Annotated in this window: 22 protein-coding genes; 18 read left to right on the top strand and 4 right to left on the bottom strand. The window is 40.3% G+C overall.

Annotation, left to right across the window (positions count from 1 at the left end):
• Positions 1-138: 138 nt before the first annotated feature.
• The 5 genes from ES896_RS08310 to pstB (ES896_RS08330) all read left to right on the top strand — a co-directional run bounded on the left by ES896_RS08310 (position 139) and on the right by pstB (ES896_RS08330) (position 4,580).
• The gene (locus ES896_RS08310; RefSeq protein WP_135226697.1) at positions 139-1,056 is read left to right on the top strand and encodes a phosphate ABC transporter substrate-binding protein; all 918 of its coding nucleotides are present in this window, start codon (positions 139-141) and stop codon (positions 1,054-1,056) included.
• Positions 1,057-1,135: 79 nt separating this feature from the next.
• A complete protein-coding gene (gene pstC, locus ES896_RS08315) occupies positions 1,136-2,062 on the top strand; it encodes a phosphate ABC transporter permease subunit PstC (protein WP_017357999.1) in 927 nt (308 codons plus the stop codon).
• Positions 2,062-2,946, top strand: coding sequence for a phosphate ABC transporter permease PstA (gene pstA, locus ES896_RS08320; RefSeq protein ID WP_007501259.1), 885 nt, complete (start codon positions 2,062-2,064; stop codon positions 2,944-2,946). The genes pstC and pstA overlap by 1 nt, the downstream gene beginning before the upstream one ends.
• Positions 2,947-2,969: 23 nt before the next feature.
• Positions 2,970-3,782, top strand: a complete 813-nt coding sequence (gene pstB, locus ES896_RS08325; RefSeq protein ID WP_007501258.1) for a phosphate ABC transporter ATP-binding protein PstB — start codon at positions 2,970-2,972, stop codon at positions 3,780-3,782.
• 15 nt (positions 3,783-3,797) lie between these two features.
• Positions 3,798-4,580 carry a phosphate ABC transporter ATP-binding protein PstB gene (gene pstB / locus ES896_RS08330; protein ID WP_017367606.1) on the top strand — a complete coding sequence of 261 codons (783 nt, stop codon included), beginning with the start codon at positions 3,798-3,800 and terminating at the stop codon, positions 4,578-4,580.
• A gap of 44 nt (positions 4,581-4,624) precedes the next feature.
• Here the strand turns inward: pstB (ES896_RS08330) and ES896_RS08335 are convergent, their stop codons facing one another.
• Positions 4,625-5,125, bottom strand: coding sequence for an endolytic transglycosylase MltG (locus tag ES896_RS08335; protein ID WP_008342335.1), 501 nt, complete (start codon positions 5,123-5,125; stop codon positions 4,625-4,627).
• Complete coding sequence (locus ES896_RS08340; protein WP_003217285.1) at positions 5,122-5,469, bottom strand: hypothetical protein; 348 nt, start codon at positions 5,467-5,469, stop codon at positions 5,122-5,124. Before ES896_RS08340 ends, ES896_RS08335 begins: the two co-directional genes overlap by 4 nt.
• A gap of 451 nt (positions 5,470-5,920) precedes the next feature.
• On the opposite strand from ES896_RS08340, the gene rpmG reads away from it, so the two are divergent.
• The 11 genes from rpmG (at position 5,921) to ES896_RS08395 (ending at position 15,687) form a co-directional block, all read left to right on the top strand.
• Positions 5,921-6,070, top strand: a complete 150-nt coding sequence (gene rpmG, locus ES896_RS08350; protein ID WP_008360061.1) for a 50S ribosomal protein L33 — start codon at positions 5,921-5,923, stop codon at positions 6,068-6,070.
• A 49-nt stretch (positions 6,071-6,119) separates the two neighbouring features.
• Positions 6,120-6,680, top strand: a complete 561-nt coding sequence (locus tag ES896_RS08355; protein ID WP_135226698.1) for a 5-formyltetrahydrofolate cyclo-ligase — start codon at positions 6,120-6,122, stop codon at positions 6,678-6,680.
• 85 nt (positions 6,681-6,765) lie between these two features.
• Positions 6,766-7,230 (top strand): hypothetical protein, encoded by a 465-nt coding sequence (locus tag ES896_RS08360; RefSeq protein ID WP_135226699.1) that lies wholly within the window; start codon positions 6,766-6,768, stop codon positions 7,228-7,230.
• Positions 7,231-7,330: 100 nt separating this feature from the next.
• Entirely contained in the window at positions 7,331-7,504 is a 174-nt protein-coding gene (locus ES896_RS20105; protein ID WP_017367602.1) for a hypothetical protein, read from the top strand.
• Between the two features lie 86 nt (positions 7,505-7,590).
• Positions 7,591-9,129, top strand: a complete 1,539-nt coding sequence (locus tag ES896_RS08365; RefSeq protein ID WP_135226700.1) for a rhomboid family protein — start codon at positions 7,591-7,593, stop codon at positions 9,127-9,129.
• Positions 9,130-9,199: 70 nt separating this feature from the next.
• Positions 9,200-9,403, top strand: coding sequence for a YqgQ family protein (locus ES896_RS08370; protein ID WP_008342322.1), 204 nt, complete (start codon positions 9,200-9,202; stop codon positions 9,401-9,403).
• A gap of 13 nt (positions 9,404-9,416) precedes the next feature.
• Complete coding sequence (locus ES896_RS08375) at positions 9,417-10,370, top strand: ROK family glucokinase (RefSeq protein ID WP_007501244.1); 954 nt, start codon at positions 9,417-9,419, stop codon at positions 10,368-10,370.
• A 212-nt stretch (positions 10,371-10,582) separates the two neighbouring features.
• Positions 10,583-12,502: an LTA synthase family protein gene (locus tag ES896_RS08380; protein ID WP_041091022.1), complete on the top strand. Its 1,920-nt coding sequence runs from the start codon at positions 10,583-10,585 to the stop codon at positions 12,500-12,502.
• A gap of 84 nt (positions 12,503-12,586) precedes the next feature.
• Entirely contained in the window at positions 12,587-13,711 is a 1,125-nt protein-coding gene (locus tag ES896_RS08385; protein WP_135226701.1) for a M14 family metallopeptidase, read from the top strand.
• Positions 13,712-14,041: 330 nt separating this feature from the next.
• Positions 14,042-15,295 (top strand): MFS transporter, encoded by a 1,254-nt coding sequence (locus ES896_RS08390; RefSeq protein ID WP_135226702.1) that lies wholly within the window; start codon positions 14,042-14,044, stop codon positions 15,293-15,295.
• 77 nt (positions 15,296-15,372) lie between these two features.
• Entirely contained in the window at positions 15,373-15,687 is a 315-nt protein-coding gene (locus ES896_RS08395) for an MTH1187 family thiamine-binding protein (RefSeq protein WP_017367597.1), read from the top strand.
• Between the two features lie 24 nt (positions 15,688-15,711).
• On the opposite strand, the gene ES896_RS08400 is transcribed toward ES896_RS08395, so the two are convergent.
• Complete coding sequence (locus tag ES896_RS08400) at positions 15,712-15,885, bottom strand: DUF2759 domain-containing protein (RefSeq protein ID WP_003217333.1); 174 nt, start codon at positions 15,883-15,885, stop codon at positions 15,712-15,714.
• A gap of 160 nt (positions 15,886-16,045) precedes the next feature.
• On the opposite strand from ES896_RS08400, the gene ES896_RS08405 reads away from it, so the two are divergent.
• Entirely contained in the window at positions 16,046-16,684 is a 639-nt protein-coding gene (locus ES896_RS08405) for an MBL fold metallo-hydrolase (RefSeq protein WP_017357989.1), read from the top strand.
• Positions 16,685-16,732: 48 nt separating this feature from the next.
• Here ES896_RS08405 and ES896_RS08410 read toward each other — a convergent pair whose 3' ends face one another.
• On the bottom strand, positions 16,733-16,975 hold the full coding sequence (locus ES896_RS08410) for a DUF2626 domain-containing protein (RefSeq protein WP_003217440.1): 243 nt from the start codon (positions 16,973-16,975) through the stop codon (positions 16,733-16,735).
• Between the two features lie 212 nt (positions 16,976-17,187).
• Here ES896_RS08410 and ES896_RS08415 point away from each other — a divergent pair, with 212 nt between their 5' ends.
• Entirely contained in the window at positions 17,188-17,568 is a 381-nt protein-coding gene (locus ES896_RS08415; protein ID WP_007501232.1) for a Spx/MgsR family RNA polymerase-binding regulatory protein, read from the top strand.
• Positions 17,569-17,595 lie beyond the last annotated feature (27 nt).

Here is a 17,595-nt window from a genome sequence, read left to right on the forward strand (position 1 = left end):
CAAAAATCATAAAAAACCCCGCAATTTCTCTACAAATCTCCGACATTTACAAAACCTTAACATTCCATTTAAACGAAATTAATAAAGAACCTTTAATGTATTACTCGTAGGACAAATTATTCAGGGGGTATTCTTGAAATGAAAAAGAACAAATTATGGCTGCTTACTTTCCTTACTATCGCATTGTTAGCATTCGTCACAGCATGCGGAAACAGCAGCTCAAGCGGAGATTCAAAAGACAGTAAAGGAGATGCTTCAAACAAAGATGAGGCATCAGGTTCCATTACCATCTCAGGATCATCTGCGATGCAGCCTTTAGTTCTTGCGGCAGCAGAAAAATTCATGGATAAACATCCAAAAGCCGATATTCAAGTACAAGCCGGCGGTTCAGGAACAGGACTTTCTCAAGTATCAGAAGGATCTGTACAAATTGGGAACTCAGATGTATTCGCAGAAGAGAAAGACGGAATCGACGCAAAAGCTTTAAAAGACCACAAAGTAGCAGTTGTTGGAATGGCGGCAGCTGTTAACCCTGAAGTTGGTGTCAAAGACATCACAAAGGACGAATTGAAAAAAATCTTCACTGGTAAAATCAAAAACTGGAAAGAGCTTGGCGGGAAAGACCAAAAAATCACACTTGTGAACAGACCAGACTCATCAGGAACTCGTGCAACATTTGTGAAATATGCACTTGACGGCGCGACACCTGCAGAAGGAATCACAGAGGATTCTTCAAACACAGTGAAAAAGTTGATTGCAGAAACACCAGGTGCGATTGGGTACCTAGCATTCTCTTATTTAACAGATGACAAAATTACACCGCTTAGCATTGATGGTGTGAAACCAGAAGAAAGCAATGTAGAAAGCGGTAAATATACAATTTGGGCATATGAGCACTCTTATACAAAAGGTGAGCCAGAAGGTTTAGCAAAACAATTTTTAGATTACTTGATGAGTGACGAAGTACAAAAAGAAATCGTTAAAGACCAAGGCTACATCTCAGTCTCTAATATGAAAGTAGAAAGAGACGCAACAGGCAAACAAACAGATAAGTAAAAGGTCTTGAATTGATGATGAAGGAAAAGTGGAGCTTTTCACTTTTCCTTTTATGACATTCATAGGAGTGTAGAAAAAGATGAAACAGATAGAACATACAGAAGCGAGCGATCGACTGATCAGCTCGAAAAAAAATAGGCAAATGGATGAAGTAAGAGGAAGTATTTTGGTGAAATTTTGCGCATTCTTAATGATTGCTGTATCAATTGCCATCACAATCTTCCTTGGCATTAAGGGTTTACAATCTTTCATCGTAAATGGTGTAAGCCCAATTGAGTTCTTAACCAGTATCAATTGGAACCCTACAGCAGAAAATCCGCAATACGGCGCATTTCCATTTATCTTTGGATCAATCGCTGTCACGCTTCTATCAGCACTCATAGCAGCACCGCTAGGCATCGCAGGAGCGATCTTTATGACAGAAATTGCACCTGCATGGGGACGGAAAATTCTCCAGCCAGTGATTGAACTGCTTGTAGGGATTCCATCCGTTGTTTACGGATTCATAGGTCTTACAGTATTGGTGCCGTTTATTGGACACTTCAAGTCAAGCGGTTCAGGGCACAGTGTGTTAGCAGGAACGATTGTCCTGTCTATTATGATTCTGCCAACTGTTACATCCATTGCAACTGACGCAATGGCTTCACTTCCAAAAAGTTTACGTGAGGGATCGTATGCATTAGGCGCAACAAGATGGCAAACGATCAGACGTGTTCTTGTACCTGCAGCGCTTCCGACATTAATGACAGCAGTCGTGCTTGGAATGGCAAGAGCATTTGGAGAAGCCCTTGCCGTTCAGATGGTCATTGGAAACACGCGTAATCTACCAGAAAGTATTATGGACACAGCTGGTACATTAACAACCATTATTACGTTAAACATGGGACATACAACGTATGGAAGTGTTGAAAACAATACACTTTGGTCAATGGGACTTGTCCTTCTAGTTGTATCATTTATGTTCATACTCATTATCAGATACTTGTCATCTAGGAGGAAGATTTAATGAATAGCAAAATGACCGATCGTTTTGCCACAATCGTTTTTGGATTATGTGCCGCCATTATCACGGCGATACTTGTTGGCTTGTTTTCTTATATCATCTTCAACGGTGCCAAAGAATTAAATTTTGACTTTTTGACTACCCGCTCAAGTGCGATTGGCTCTGGTGGCGGTATTAGGGATCAGCTGTTTAACTCGTTTTACATTCTATTTATTACGATGCTGTTTACCGTGCCTCTTGGCGTGGGCGGCGGGGTGTACATGGCAGAATATGCACCTCAAAACAAAGTGACTGATTTTATTCGTACATGTATTGAAGTGTTATCTTCTCTGCCATCGATCGTCATCGGTATGTTTGGTTTGCTGATGTTTGTTAATTTAACAGGATGGGGCTATACGATCATCGGAGGAGCCCTTGCGCTGACTGTCTTTAATCTGCCAGTGATGGTCAGGGTGACAGAAGATGCACTTCGATCTGTACCGAAGGATCAAAAGGAAGCATCGCTTGCGCTCGGTGTGACAAAGTGGCATACAGTGAAGACGGTTCTGATCCCAGGTGCGATTCCATCCATTATAACTGGAGCAATTTTAGCATCGGGAAGAGTTTTCGGTGAGGCGGCTGCTCTTCTTTTCACAGCAGGTCTTTCAACACCGCGTCTTGATTTTACAAACTGGAGTCCTTTCTCCGATACGTCACCACTCAATATTTTTAGACCGGCAGAAACATTAGCCGTTCATATATGGAACGTCAATACACAGGGGATTATTCCAGATGCAGAGGCCATTGCAAATGGTGCATCAGCCGTACTTGTGCTCTCTGTATTAGTATTCAACTTAGCAGCTAGATGGCTTGGTTCATTTATTCATAAGAAGCTTACGTCAAAATAAATAGTGAGAGGTGTGAAGGGGATATGGTTCAAATGCTAGCAGAAAAAAAAGAGATTGCAGCAAAAAAGGCTCCACTTCAAGCGGAACAGATTCTACAGGTGCAGGATTTAAGTATTTATTATGGTGAAAAAAGAGCAGTCAATCAAATTTCATTTGAAATTGAAAAAAATGCAATTACGGCATTAATCGGCCCATCAGGGTGCGGAAAATCGACTTTTTTACGCAGCATTAACCGCATGAACGACCTAATTCCAGGTGCACGAAGTGAAGGGGCGATCATGTACGAAGGGTTAAATATTTTGGATGACCGTATTAATGTGGTGAATTTAAGAAGAGAAATCGGGATGGTCTTCCAAAAGCCAAATCCATTTCCTAAATCCATCTACAACAACATTACGCATGCGCTAAAATATGCGGGTGAAAAAAGGAAATCAGTGCTTGATGATGCGGTAGAAGAAAGTTTAACAAAGGCAGCGCTATGGGATGAGGTCAAAGATCGCTTGCACCGCTCTGCCTTATCATTATCAGGCGGCCAGCAGCAGCGCCTCTGTATTGCACGTACCCTTGCGATGAAACCTAGCGTGCTTTTATTAGATGAACCGGCTTCTGCCTTAGACCCGATCTCAAATGCAAAAATTGAAGAACTATTATCGGAATTAAAACATGATTATTCGATTGTCATTGTCACACACAATATGCAGCAAGCGTTACGTGTATCTGATCATACAGCCTTTTTCCTGAACGGTGATCTAGTGGAATACGATGCGACTGAACGTATCTTTACACGTCCTGCGCAGCAAAAAACAGAAGACTATATTAATGGTCGATTCGGATAAGGCGGGTGGATTTTGATGAATGCAGTAGCAACTGAAACAGCCAAAAAAGAAGTGTTTCGTGTGAATGATATGAACCTTTGGTACGGACAGCATCACGCACTGAAGCATATTGATTTAGACATTAAAGAGCATGAGGTCACAGCGATTATCGGTCCGTCCGGCTGCGGAAAGTCAACTTTTATAAAGACCTTAAATCTCATGGTCAAAACAGTGCCAGGTGTGAAAATCACCGGGGATATGATGTATAACGGTGACAATATTTTAAAAGGCCGTGTCGATCTAGTGGAACTGCGTAAAAACGTCGGGATGGTCTTTCAAAAAGGAAACCCATTCCCTCAATCTATCTTTGATAATGTCGTCTACGGGCCAAGAATTCACGGGGTGAAGAGCAAGCAGCAATTGAAAGAAATCGCTGAAAAAGCGCTTCGTGATGTTGCCCTTTGGGATGAAGTGAAAGATCGATTAAGTGCGCCTGCATTAGGTCTTTCCGGCGGTCAGCAGCAGCGTCTTTGTATCGCAAGAGCCATTGCCACAAGCCCGGATATTCTATTAATGGATGAACCAACATCTGCGCTTGACCCTGTTTCAACATTAAAGATTGAAGAATTGATCATGAAACTGAAAGAGAAATATACGATTGCCATTGTGACGCATAATATGCAGCAAGCGGCAAGGGTATCAGACCGAACAGCGTTCTTCTTGATGGGCGAGCTTGTTGAGGTCAATGATACGAATGTGATGTTCTCAGAGCCAAATGATCAAAGAACAAATGATTATATATCAGGACGATTTGGATAATCAAAAACCCCCTGGAGGTCAATGCCGCCAGGGGGTTTTTGATGTTATTTTGTTAAGGCTTTGACGATTTGTTTGAATGTCATACCTGTTTTTAAATTGAATTTGCCGGCACGAATTTCTTTATGGTAGCCTGCGTCTATCACGTAATCATTAAAATCTTTAGACGAGTTGATGATTCCGTCCTTTTCAAGCATGTCTGAAACATCACTTGTGCTCATACCGTTTTTAATCACGAATTTAACCGTTTTGCCTTTTGGCTTGTCCGTTGTTTGTTTATCGTTCTGAGAATCGCCGTCTTCATTTGCTTTCAGCGCTTTTTCTTTATAATCAAGAAGTTGTTGATATGTTTCACGGCTGACGGAGACTTCTTTTTTAGAGTCTAAGTAATTTTTCACGTCAGTGTCTGTCACTTTCGCTGCGAGGGTTTCTTTTGTTGTAGAATCAGCTGCCGCTTCATCTTTTCCAGTAAGGAAAAAGACGATCGCCAGAACACCAGTTGCAAGAATCATACCTGCTGCAAACGTTTGGATGCTTTTTTTCGTCATACAAGCACCCTCTCGTTGTCTTTAATGATCATGTTCACATCTTCTACAGATACATGCTCAGCGCGCGCAATCGCCTCAGGAGACATGCCATTTTGATGCTTTGAAATGATTTGTCTTGCAATAGATGGATCAATTTCTGAATGCTTGCGGACAACGATGTTTGTTTCAAGCAATTCTTCTTCAAGAACCTTCATTTTCTTTTTCAGTTTATAGATTTCTTGCATTGCAGATAGTTGAAGTGTTTCAAGTTCCTGTTCGACTTCTTTAATCGGCTCTCTTTGAAAATATGAGAATGCAATCAGTACAATACTGACAACAAGCAATCCGATAATTGCAATTTCCATGTTTCATCACCTTTTATTCATATTTTAATGCTGAAAGCCAAAAAAGGCTCTCATGATTGTTTCAGACAGTTTTCGACCCTTCTTTTTTATACCATAAAAAAGCTAGTTTCAAAAGGAATTGCTGAAAAAATCACCTTTTTTTCATCATTTTTCTTTTTATAGGGAAACCGAGTATGAAAACCTTGCCCGCTGTTAAAATAAAAGAAGACGGATCAGATGAAAAAAAGCTGTGGAACAAAGAGGGGGTTCTCATGTATACAGTACGACAAAGAACGTGTTTTTATAGGGGAGAAGGCGATTTTTCATCACATGACCAGACAATATGGATCAGGATGCGGGTGGAATGCATTGAAAAATGAAATTGGTGAAAAAACATTCTAGCATTCCTTAGCTAGAAGTGGTATTATAGTTAGGTCTGAATGTGAATTGATTTTAGTTTGGAGGGAAAAACATGCGCGTAAATATTACTCTAGCTTGCACTGAATGCGGTGAGCGTAACTATATTACTAAAAAGAATAAGCGAAACAATCCAGATCGCGTTGAATTCAAAAAGTATTGCTCACGTGATAAAAAACAAACTTTACATCGTGAAACAAAGTAAGCAGCAGGGAATTTTCCTGCTGTTTTTTTATGATGGGAGATGAACCTGTATGAAAAAGGAGATCCGCCTTCAAACATTAGCCATGCTTGATCAGATAAGCGCTGAAGAGTTCAATCGCCACGCCGCTCTACTTCATGAACACGTGTTGCAGCTGCCAGCATGGAAACAGGCGAAAACGATTGCTTTGACTATGTCTAGGCGAAAAGAAATACCGACAATGCCTCTGATTGAAAAAGCGTGGGAAGAAGGAAAAACAGTTTGTATTCCCACCTGTTTTCCGAGAACAAAAGAGATGGTGTTTTATGAATATACACCTGAAACAAAGATGAAATCTAGCTACTTTGGGCTATTGGAGCCAGACCCTCTTGAGTCTACAGCTGTACATAAAGAAGCCATTGATTTGATCATTGTCCCTGGGGTGTGCTTCGATCAGCGCGGCTACCGTATCGGTTACGGAGGCGGCTATTATGATCGCTATTTAGCGGACTACCACGGGGTAACCATTGCCCTTTGTTTGTCTTTACAGCAGACGAGGCATATTCCGGCTGAAACGCACGACATACCGGTGTCTATGATTGTCAGTGAAAAAGGTACGTTATATCAAAAGTGAAAGCCCGCTCATTGTCCAAAAACGGGCTTTTTGTGTTGAGATCGTTTCATTAGCTCATGGCATTTTAGCTAGTAGGAGGCGTGTTTTGAAAAAATTTCGAGGAAAGAAAAGATACTTCCGTAATTTGTGGGAGGAAGTGAATACTTTTGACTTACAACTTGATCATGATTATTGGTTCGATTTTTTTCATACCCATCTTGATTTTTGGGGTGTTGGGAAAAATAGCTTGAAAATAAGAAGAGAGCATATTAAAGCTCATGTCGCCTTGTACAATAGAACACTCAAGCTGCTCGAAGGTTTTGAAAAGCCATATCAAACATGGATTTGTATTTACGAACAAGATCCTGCATTAGACGCAGTATATATCCATACACCAAATCCAAACGACCACAACTTCCCGCACAAGATCGAAGAGTTAGAGTGGAATGGTAAACTGCCTCATACGTTCAAGGATTTGATTGACCTTCAACAATTTGATGTATCTTATCTTCAAACAGAGTATGGAGAAGAGTTTTATATTCAATCAAAAGAACAAGGGATTAGGCTGTGAAAACTGACTAATAAAAGACGCCATTGTCAGCGATAAAAATGATGGTTCATGCATAAACAAATCCTATTTAAGCCACGATACGAACATAGGAGGGAATATGATGAATAAAATGATTTGGAGCATTGTGTTCACACTGTTTGCATTCGTTCTTGTGCAAAATCGTTATCGGCTCATGAATTTGATCTTAGGTCAAAACCAAGTGCGTCACTTTTTTATTAAATGGCTGATGAAAATCCCATATTTTCGGACGAAATTTATTCGCCAAGCATTCTAATCCCGCAAAAGCCGGGATTTTTTTGTTGAGAAATGCGTATAAGAGTAATTCTTGCTATAATAATGTAAAAAATGGAGCGCGAATGAATGAATGTCATAGATAGTCTATTTTGGCGAGTGATTGATGAACTCAGACAAAAAGGATACGAGATGATTCAAAGTCCGTACCCAGAAGATGAAATCTTTTTTGAAGCACCACGAAACTCAGGATATGATCTCATCCGTCTATATAGAAGAGATGTGAATTTTAGACAGGAGATCGTTCGAGATATGGAAGAGCAGGCCTTTCGGATGAATCAGTTAAGAGAAGCCATGCGTAAACGTTCTCTTCATCTCCTGCAGCTACAATTTACAGCTGATCATCCAGTAGATGATTGGGAAGACATAAACGGTCAACCGCAAAAACAGCAAAAGGTGACGGTGACACCTGTTTTACTGAATGAAGAAACCCTTCAAAACGATGGACACGAGCTGCAAAAATGGTTTAATACATCACTCTCGATTGATGTAGAAGAGGCGAAAGCAGATACAGTCGAAGATGTGATGCAGCTTAAAATGAACGTGCTTCAGGCATTTCAAGATCAGGAAAAGCAGCGTGAACGAGAACGGGCCGTTTTTCAAAATGGCAGACCGATTTTTACCTATTTGTTAATTGCAGTTCAAGTGGTGATGTTTCTTTTACTTGAATTATCTGGTGGAAGTACCAATACAGCCACTTTAACAGCATTCGGTGCGAAAAATAATGTGCTGATTTTAGAGGGTGAATGGTGGCGTTTTGTGACACCTATGTTTTTACACATTGGTTTGACGCATTTACTCTTTAATACATTTGCTCTTTGGTCCGTTGGAGCGGCTGTTGAGAGAATTTATGGTTCAGGAAGATTTTTGCTCATTTATTTAATTTCCGGCATCTTTGGCTCCATAGCGAGCTTTGTGTTTAATACAGCCATCGCAGCAGGAGCATCAGGTGCGATCTTTGGCTGTTTAGGCGCATTGTTATATTTAGCGATCTCTAACCGGAAGCTCTTCTTTCGTACGATGGGGACAAATATTATCGTGATTATCCTCATCAACTTAGGGATAGGTTTCACTGTATCAGGGATTGATAATGCAGGGCATCTTGGGGGGCTTGCTGGCGGATTTTTAGCCGCTTTAGCGGTCCGTCTTCCTAAACAGTTTCAGCCTGTCAAAATGCTTCTTGCTAGTCTTCTTCTCCTTCTTATTGGCGGCTTTGGATTGTATACAGGGTTTCATTCAGACGATCAAAAAGAAGCGGCGGCAACTAGCGAGGCAGCGAGTTTATTTGATGAAAAGAACTATAGCGAAGCAAGTCAGCGTCTAGAGGAATATGTAAAGCAAAAGGATGCCTCAGCTGAAGCACTTCATATATATGCGCTTTCCGAAGCGCAGCTTGGACATCTTGACAAGGCCATTGAGTATTTGCAAAAGTCGCTTGAAAAAGATCCAAATGAGCCGAATAAATTGTATCACTTATCGTTGTTATATGTAGAAAAAGGCGAGACAGAGGAAGCAGACGACTTCATCGAAAAAGCATTAAAACAAGATCCGCAAAATGACCAATTTTTAAAGTTGAAACAATATATTGAAAACACTCAAACACGTTGAATGACTTGACTGAAAGCGTATTTATGAATACGCTTATCCTATCTGTTGATTTAGAGAAATGGTGAAAATAATGAAAACGTTATATGATGTACAGCAGCTGCTCATGAGATTTGGAAATTACGTGTATTTCGGAGATCGTGAAGTGGAATTAGAATTTATGGCAGATGAATTGAAGGAAATGTACACATCGGGCATCATCGATCGAACTGAATGGTCAAACGCAATGACCATCCTTCAAATGGAACTAGCCAAATTAAATCGAAAAACAATGTGAAGGTGGAGGACATATGACAGGGGATTGGTTTGTAGGAGTTGATCTTGGCGGTACGACAATTAAGCTTGCGTTTATTAATCTTTATGGTGAAATTCAGCATAAGTGGGAGATTCCTACGGATAAATCTGGGCAGACAATTACAGTCGACATTGCCAAGTCAATTGACCATAAACTAGTTGAGATCAGCATGCCGAAATCAGCACTAATTGGGATCGGTATGGGGGCACCTGGACCAGTGGATAAAGTATCCGGAATTGTCTATAAAACAACGAATCTGGGCTGGACAAACTATCCCTTGAAAGACCATTTAGAGGCAGAGACAGGACTTCCATCTGTCATCGAAAATGATGCGAATATTGCTGCACTCGGTGAAATGTGGAAGGGTGCAGGTGATGGCGCCAAAAACATCCTGATGGTTACACTGGGCACAGGGGTTGGCGGCGGTATTATTGTCAATGGAGAAGTGGTTCAAGGCGAAACAGGTGCTGGTGGAGAAATTGGTCATATTTGTGCCGTTCCATTTCAAGGAGCACCATGTAACTGCGGGAGAACAGGCTGTATTGAAACCATTGCGTCTGCCACAGGTATCGTCCGAATCGCAAAGGATACATTACAAACAAAGAGCCATACATCATCACTTGGCTCACTTACTTCGCTGTCTGCAAAGGATGTATTTGAGGCAGCAGAAAACGGAGACGAACTGGGGATGCGTGTCGTAGATGAAGTGACAACCCATCTTGGTCTTGTCCTTGCGAATCTGGCTAGTGCCTTAAACCCAACAAAAATCGTCATTGGCGGGGGTGTATCTAAAGCGGGCGAGCTTCTTCGCAGTAAAGTAGAGCGTGTCGTCAAGCATCATGCCTTCCCCCCATGTGCTGAGGATGTTGAAGTGGTGATTGCCTCACTAGGAAACGATGCAGGCGTGATCGGCGGTGCATGGATGGCAAAAAACAAGTGGCTGTCTTGAACAAAAATGTCATAATGATGTCATTTTTATTAAAATCAGCGATAGATAGGCATGAAATTGAATGATTAGCATATTCATAAGTTTGTCATGGGGAAAAAGACATTGATTTTCCAGCATAGACAGGATAAGATATACTTTAGTTATTTTTGAAGAAGCACCAATAATTGGGGATGTCCCTAACCTGAGTGCGTTTTTAGCATAAGGAGGTTACAATGCGAAAGAAAAGATTAAAGGCGATGTCATTTTTACTGATTGCGACTTTGTTAATGTGGGTGAAAACCTATGTTATCTATAAATCTAGCTTTAATATCAAAATTGAAAATTTCATGCAGGAATTTATCCTGTTTATTAATCCGCTTAGCTTTCTCTTGTTTATCTTCGGTATCGGTTTATTCTTTAAAGAAAAAAATCGCAATCGATATATCATCGTGACGAGTTTTGTTCTGACATTTATTTTGTTAGCTAACATTGTATTTTATCGATTCTACAGTGATTTTCTAACCATCCCCGTCCTATTTCAAACAAACAATATGGGTGACCTCGGGTCAAGTATTACCTCTTTAATTGAACCAGTTGATTTTCTGATGTTTGTTGATATCATCATTTTAATTTGGCTCTATAAAAAACAGCCTTCCTTTAGAACAGATGTAACGATTTCACGTAAGGGACGTGCAGCTTATTATTTATTTGTGGCAGCCACTTTCTTCTTTAACCTTGGTCTGGCTGAAACAGAAAGACCAGAGCTGTTAACTCGTTCATTTGACCGTGAGATGCTAGTGAAAAACATCAGCTTATATAACTTCCATATTTATGATGGGGTTCTGCAATCGAAGCAATCCGCTCAGCGAGCACTTGCCGACAGCAATAGCTTAACTGAAATTGAAAACTATGTAAGCGCAAATCAAACAGACCGTAATGAAAAGACGTTTGGTCAAGCAAAAGGACGAAATGTCATTCTAGTATCGCTTGAGTCTACTCAGAGCTTTGTGATCAATGAAAAATTGAATGGGAAAGAGATCACCCCGTTCTTAAACAAATTGATCAAGAAAAGCTACAATTTCAGTAATTTCTATCATCAAACGGGTCAAGGGAAAACATCCGACTCCGAGTTTATTGTTGATAATTCACTCTATCCGCTTGGAAGAGGAGCTGTATTTTTCACAAATCCAAGCAACGAGTTCAAAGCCGCACCTGAGTTGTTAAAAGAGGAAGGCTATCATTCTTCTGTTATTCATGCGAATAACAAAAGTTTCTGGAACCGTGACCTGATCTATGACAGCTTTGGCTACGACAAATTTTTTGATATTAAATCATTCGATGTAAATGAAGAAAATTCAGTTGGCTGGGGACTAAAAGATGGTCCGTTTTTTGAGCAGTCAGTAGATTTAATGAAAACGATCCCGCAGCCGTTCTATACGAGATTGATTACATTAACGAACCATTTTCCATTTGACTTAGATGAAGAAGATAAGCTCATTGATGAATATGACTCAAAGAGCAAAACGTTGAACAAATACTTCCCTACAGTGCGTTATCAAGATGAGGCACTCAAGCTTTTCTTTAAAAAAATGAAGGAAGCAGGGTTATACGATAACTCCATTTTTGTGTTATATGGTGATCACTACGGGATTTCTGAAAACCATAACGAAGCAATGGGACAATTCTTAAACAAAGACATTACACCTTTTGAAGAAGTTCAGCTTCAAAAAGTACCATTTGTTGTACACATTCCTGGTATCACGGATAAACATCCAAAAGAGATTGATACAGTTGGCGGCCAAGTGGATATCCGTCCAACAGTCATGAACCTTCTAGGAATCGATACAAGCAAGCAAATTCAATTTGGTCATGACCTATTATCAAAAGATACAAATGACTTCACAGTGCTTCGAGATGGAAGTTTTATTACGAAGGACAGTGTTTTCACAGCCGGTGTTTGCTACAACAAAGAAACGGGTGAGCCGAGAGAAGATGAGTCTGTTTGTCAGTCTTATGAAGAAAAGGCAAAACAAGAGCTTCAATTCTCTGATCAAATTATCTATGGAGATCTCCTTAGATTTTATGACCGAAACAACTCGGACCATTCACCATCTAAAAAAGAAGATGACACTGAGCTAAAAAAGGCGTCTTAATTTAAAAGAAAACCTCTGCTATTTACATGCAGAGGTTTTCTTTTTTTACTTACTGGCTCATATAGTGTGAGAGGAGGGATGTAAATGAACATAACGTCGTTTGGCACAATTGAATGGCATCTGGGTGAAGCAAGGAAGGAGGATGTGGCAAAGCAGCTTGGTATAGGGAAAGAAGCTTTCTATTTGTCCAATCAGTCAAATACTGAGCACCTCCTTTTACCGGGGTATAGACTTCCAGAAGGGACCCATTCATTTCAATCGGTAGGTGATGTGCAAAGCTTCATTGCGCCTTACCGGCTCCAGCAATCAGATGATTGGATCAGCGGAACATTTGAATATGATAGCACTCACTTAGAAGGAGAGCTTCAATATTTGAAAGCTGTTTTTCCTTTTCTTCAGATGAGTGTGATTGGTCAATCAGTGCTTGATACGCCCATTTATGAAATCCGTACGGAGCCTGTACAACATTTACATTCCATACATGTTAATGCCTCTTTTCATGCAAATGAATGGATCACGACCTCCGTTTTATTAAAATGGCTTAAATCACTTTGTTTAGCGGCCTCTGACCCAGTGCAAGCAAGACATCATGAAGCGGTTCGTATATTGCAGACCACTGCTTTATCTATTGTACCCATGGTAAATCCAGACGGTGTTGATTTGGTTCGCAATGGTCCAGAATCTTTAGGGCTGTGCCGTGAGGAGTTCGCACCGCTAAATGGTGGATTTTCCGATTATCGAGAATGGAAGGCAAATATTCGAGGAATTGATTTAAACAATCAATTTCCTGCTTATTGGGAAATCGAATATTATCGTAATAAGCCGAAGGCACCGTCTTATAGGGATTTCCCAGGGCATCAGCCGTTAACAGAACCAGAAGCGAAAGCAATGGCACATCTCGCTTTAAGAAAACGCTTTGATCGACTGATTGCCCTTCATACACAAGGAGAAGAGATATACTGGGGTTTTCTTGGCCACGAACCGGCCATATCAAAAGAGACGGTCCAACGGTTAGAACGGGTGAGCGGTTACAAAGCGATTCAATATCTTGATAGCTATGCAGGTTATCGAGATTGGTTTATTTATCAATGTAAAAGTGAGGGCTATACGGTGGAACTTGGGCGAGGTAAGAACCCGCTTTCTATGAGTCAATTTGATTCGATCTATGAAAAAACAAAGCGGTTATTGTGGGAAGCATGTAAGTATTAAAAGCACCTAGCCGGTGCTTTCAGCGTGTAGACAAACCCTCGCATTCTTTGTCAGTCCTGCGCTTCGGTGCTCACGAATGTTAAATTCGCTCCGCGCCGATGCTCGTCCTTCCTAGGGCTGCAAAGGTTTTCTATCACGCTGAAAAGAAGACAAAGGGCTAAAATCAAGTTCATTTTCGCCCTTTGTCAACAATCTTTTAATACGTTCAAACCAATCAATTTCTTATGGTCAATAAAAACCGTGCTGATGTGATTGACGAGAGCATCCCTGTAAGCTATTGTGAAAGAGTGGATGTAAAAAAAAGGATATGAATTAGGGAGATGTCGATGATTGAATGCTCAAAGCCTGTGGAAACGGAATTTTACTTATCTATTTGTTTCTAAAATGTGTAAAATTACTGCTGATAGTTTATCTTTTAACACCATTTTGTGGCTTTTAGTGCTAGGGGGAAAAGGAGCAATTGGAACAGCATTTTTTATTGCCGTTAGTTTTGTCCCTCAAGCCATTATTGGGCCGTTTATTACCCCAATGATGAAGCCGCATCAATTGAAATTTTGGATGTGCTTTGCTGATTTAACTCGGGCGGCGATTATACTTGTGATTGTGGTGAGTTACTTTTATGATTTTTCTCCTTTAGCACTCATCATTGGCGGTATGTTGCTGCATTCAGCGACTGGTGGTTCCTATGAACCAGCTTCGGTGTCTATTATTCCAAAGCTTGTGCATGAAGATGTGATACAAATGGCGAATGCAACCATTCAATCAGCCAGTCATGTGGTCAGGCTTGTGACTGTGACGATTTGTGGTGTCATGATTGCATTTGTAGGGGTAGGATATACAATGCTTGTGATTATTCCTCTTTACCTCATGTCCGCTTTGCTGGTTTTGCTGATTACATATAAAACGGAAGCGATCATGGATAAAGGAAAAAAAGGATTATCATACGGAAAACGATTAATAAGGGGATTTTCACTTGTGAAAAGTCATCATATTTTGTTTCCATTAGCCATTTTTTGTGTCTGCTCCAATTTTGCTGCGGCACCGTGGGAGGCATTGTCGGTTATTTATTTAACAGAAGATTTACATAGTGGACCAGTAGTATATTCATTCATCAAAGTGACCACGGCATTAGGTGCATTTTTGATGGGATTCGTTTTAACAAAGGTGAAAGTGAATCGATACGGTCTGTTGTTTATCGGGGCAGGGATCGTTGATGGAATTGCATTCTTCATTACAGGGATGAATGCCTTATTACCACTTGTGTTTATATCTGCATTTGCCTTAGGTGCAGCCATTAGTGCAGTCAATGTACCTGAACATACGATGATTCAATTGTCAGTAAAAGCGGAGGATCAGCCGCAAGTGTATGCGATTATTAACATGATCTCGTATTTAATGATACCGTTAGGCGCTCTCATTGGTGGCTATATGGCGACGTTATTCGGTTCAGGATATGTCATTGCAGCTGGTGGACTGATCGAAGCCATTTCAGGTATATGCCTGCTCCTTTTCACAAAGATTGGGAAGGTAGAGAGAGTAGATTTGACGATAGAACGGGACAAACCAAGCTTAAACGCCACATGATCATGGCATTTTTGAATCACGATGGGTTACAATGAGAACGAGAAAGAAATAGGATGTCATTGAAAGGAGCAAGAACCATGGCGATAGCAGATGTCACCATCATTCCAATAGGCACTGAGACACCAAGCGTGAGTGCATATGTAGCAGATGTACAAAGACTGTTAGAGGGCTTTCAACAAGAAGGGAAAATCAAATATCAGCTCACACCAATGAATACTTTAATTGAAGGGGAGCTATCCGTTTTATTTGAGGTCATTCAGCGTATTCATGAGGCTCCATTTGAAAAGGGTTTACACCGAGTAGCAACCAATATCCGCATAGATGACAGAAGAGATCAAACGACCACCCTTTCAAGCAAATTAGAAAGCGTGAATAAACATTTGAATCAATAGAAAAAGCCTGCTGATTGCAGGCTTTTAATGTGCAGTTGGATAACCGCTATAGATGATGGTCATGACGGTAAACCATCCAAAAACCAAAAATGTGGCGCCAGCGAAAGCAATGGCCAGTACGTTCACTTTTTTGAGTGAGCGATAGATGCCGAGAGCGGCTAAAATCGTGACTAGACCAAAAATAATGACGAGCATCATATGAAAGTCCCCCTTTGTCATCAATCCCCTTGATTTCCTTTCTTTTCATTTTAACCGTTTTCATAAAGCTTGTCGAGTACATTCAAGTTGACGATTGTTTGAATTTTTATTGAATAGCCTTCATAATAAAAAAGAATGAAAAAAGTAGTAGGTGATGAAAATGAATTGGAGAAGAATGCCGCTAGGTTATGTGCAAGCGAACGCATATATTTGGAAAAATGAACAGGGAGAATGTTTAATTTTTGATCCAGGCGGCGAAGCGCAAAAGCTAATTTCTTATGTGAAAGAAAAACAGCTGAAACCTCTTGCTGTCTTATTGACACATGCCCATTTTGATCATATTGGTGCAGCAGATGAGGTGCGTCAAGAATGGGGAATTCCGCTTTATGTCCATGAAAAGGAAAAAGAATGGCTGACAAATGCTCAGCTAAACGGTTCAGCTCGACTAATTGGTAACGGAATTACGGTCAAAGAAGCTGAACAATTGATTACGTCAGAAGGACCTCTTCAAATTGGATCGTTTACATTAGAAATGTTCCACACACCAGGTCATTCACCTGGCAGTGTGTCTTACTATTCAGCGGAAGAGGGATTTGTGATTTCTGGTGATACTTTATTCCAAGGCGGTATCGGGAGAACTGATTTAACGGGTGGTAATCAAGACGTGCTACTTCAATCGATACATGACAAATTGTTGTCATTGCCAGAATCAACTCTTGTGTTAAGTGGACATGGCGAGGAAACAACTGTGCTTACAGAACAGGAGCAAAATCCGTTTATCAATGGGTTTTCTTTATAATCGCACGCACGAAAAAAGCATCTCTTTCAAAGGAGATGCTTTTTTCTATTAATGTCCGGTACCGGGAACCATGATGAAAATCGAATAATATGTAAATCCGGCAAAGAAAATCGTCAAGTACGCTCCGAAAATGTAAATATACATTCTTTCGGATAAATTCAAGTAGGATAAAAATACAAAAAGAACGGTTTGACCGAAGAACAGCAAGGATGCATCTTTCATATGTCCTAAATAGAACATGACAGCAAAAATACCCGTCCAAAACCCAAGAACGCGGAACATGCGATTCATTTCTTTCCCTCCCCTTAAAAAACCCCTTTGATTCATATTATAGCTGATGATCACTTGTTATGTAAACATTTACATTTTTGACAACGTGTGAACATTCATTCTTTCGTTAGAAAAAATTTTTTTGAAAAAGTGATGAAAAAGTGTTTATGCCTAAATTTATGAGGGTACTTAGTCCATAAGAGAAAAGGTTAACGACCTAAGGAGGAAGACTAATGAGTGACATTACTTTTTATTCATACCCAAGCTGCACGTCTTGCCGCAAAACAAAACATTGGTTAAAGGCGAATCAAATTGATTTTAAAGAGCGTCACCTTTTCAGAGAAACGCCAACTCTAGACGAATTGAAAAAAATCCTTTCCTTAACAACAGAAGGAATGGATGAAATTTTAGCTACTCGAAGCCAAGCTTTTAAAAGCTTAAATTTAAATATTAATGATCTAAAAGTAAATGAGGTACTTCAGCTTCTCATTGAAAAACCAAAGCTGCTCCGGAGACCTATTATCATTGATGGAAATAAATTAGTGGTCGGCTATAATCCAGGAGAACTCATGAAAATTTCAAAAAAGAAAGCGATTCATCAATCGGTTTCCTAATCAAAAACGAAGATCAGCTGAATGATG

Source organism: Bacillus sp. 005/A4HT-01/001, assembly GCF_004634445.1.
Lineage (GTDB): Bacteria > Bacillota > Bacilli > Bacillales > Bacillaceae > Bacillus > Bacillus altitudinis.

What these genes read in the sequence shown, in the direction of transcription:
- ES896_RS08400 (WP_003217333.1), bottom strand. Translation starts at nt 15,885, where the DNA reads ATGATGCTCGTCATTATTTTTGGTCTAGTCACGATTTTAGCCGCTCTC.
- ES896_RS08365 (WP_135226700.1), top strand. Translation starts at nt 7,591, where the DNA reads ATGAATGTCATAGATAGTCTATTTTGGCGAGTGATTGATGAACTCAGA.
- ES896_RS08375 (WP_007501244.1), top strand. Translation starts at nt 9,417, where the DNA reads ATGACAGGGGATTGGTTTGTAGGAGTTGATCTTGGCGGTACGACAATT.
- pstC (WP_017357999.1), top strand. Translation starts at nt 1,136, where the DNA reads ATGAAACAGATAGAACATACAGAAGCGAGCGATCGACTGATCAGCTCG.
- ES896_RS08415 (WP_007501232.1), top strand. Translation starts at nt 17,188, where the DNA reads ATGAGTGACATTACTTTTTATTCATACCCAAGCTGCACGTCTTGCCGC.
- ES896_RS08310 (WP_135226697.1), top strand. Translation starts at nt 139, where the DNA reads ATGAAAAAGAACAAATTATGGCTGCTTACTTTCCTTACTATCGCATTG.
- rpmG (WP_008360061.1), top strand. Translation starts at nt 5,921, where the DNA reads ATGCGCGTAAATATTACTCTAGCTTGCACTGAATGCGGTGAGCGTAAC.
- ES896_RS08395 (WP_017367597.1), top strand. Translation starts at nt 15,373, where the DNA reads ATGGCGATAGCAGATGTCACCATCATTCCAATAGGCACTGAGACACCA.
- ES896_RS08380 (WP_041091022.1), top strand. Translation starts at nt 10,583, where the DNA reads ATGCGAAAGAAAAGATTAAAGGCGATGTCATTTTTACTGATTGCGACT.
- ES896_RS08370 (WP_008342322.1), top strand. Translation starts at nt 9,200, where the DNA reads ATGAAAACGTTATATGATGTACAGCAGCTGCTCATGAGATTTGGAAAT.
- ES896_RS08355 (WP_135226698.1), top strand. Translation starts at nt 6,120, where the DNA reads ATGAAAAAGGAGATCCGCCTTCAAACATTAGCCATGCTTGATCAGATA.
- ES896_RS08410 (WP_003217440.1), bottom strand. Translation starts at nt 16,975, where the DNA reads ATGAATCGCATGTTCCGCGTTCTTGGGTTTTGGACGGGTATTTTTGCT.
- ES896_RS20105 (WP_017367602.1), top strand. Translation starts at nt 7,331, where the DNA reads ATGAATAAAATGATTTGGAGCATTGTGTTCACACTGTTTGCATTCGTT.
- pstB (WP_017367606.1), top strand. Translation starts at nt 3,798, where the DNA reads ATGAATGCAGTAGCAACTGAAACAGCCAAAAAAGAAGTGTTTCGTGTG.
- ES896_RS08335 (WP_008342335.1), bottom strand. Translation starts at nt 5,125, where the DNA reads ATGACGAAAAAAAGCATCCAAACGTTTGCAGCAGGTATGATTCTTGCA.
- pstA (WP_007501259.1), top strand. Translation starts at nt 2,062, where the DNA reads ATGAATAGCAAAATGACCGATCGTTTTGCCACAATCGTTTTTGGATTA.
- ES896_RS08340 (WP_003217285.1), bottom strand. Translation starts at nt 5,469, where the DNA reads ATGGAAATTGCAATTATCGGATTGCTTGTTGTCAGTATTGTACTGATT.
- ES896_RS08405 (WP_017357989.1), top strand. Translation starts at nt 16,046, where the DNA reads ATGAATTGGAGAAGAATGCCGCTAGGTTATGTGCAAGCGAACGCATAT.
- ES896_RS08385 (WP_135226701.1), top strand. Translation starts at nt 12,587, where the DNA reads ATGAACATAACGTCGTTTGGCACAATTGAATGGCATCTGGGTGAAGCA.
- pstB (WP_007501258.1), top strand. Translation starts at nt 2,970, where the DNA reads ATGGTTCAAATGCTAGCAGAAAAAAAAGAGATTGCAGCAAAAAAGGCT.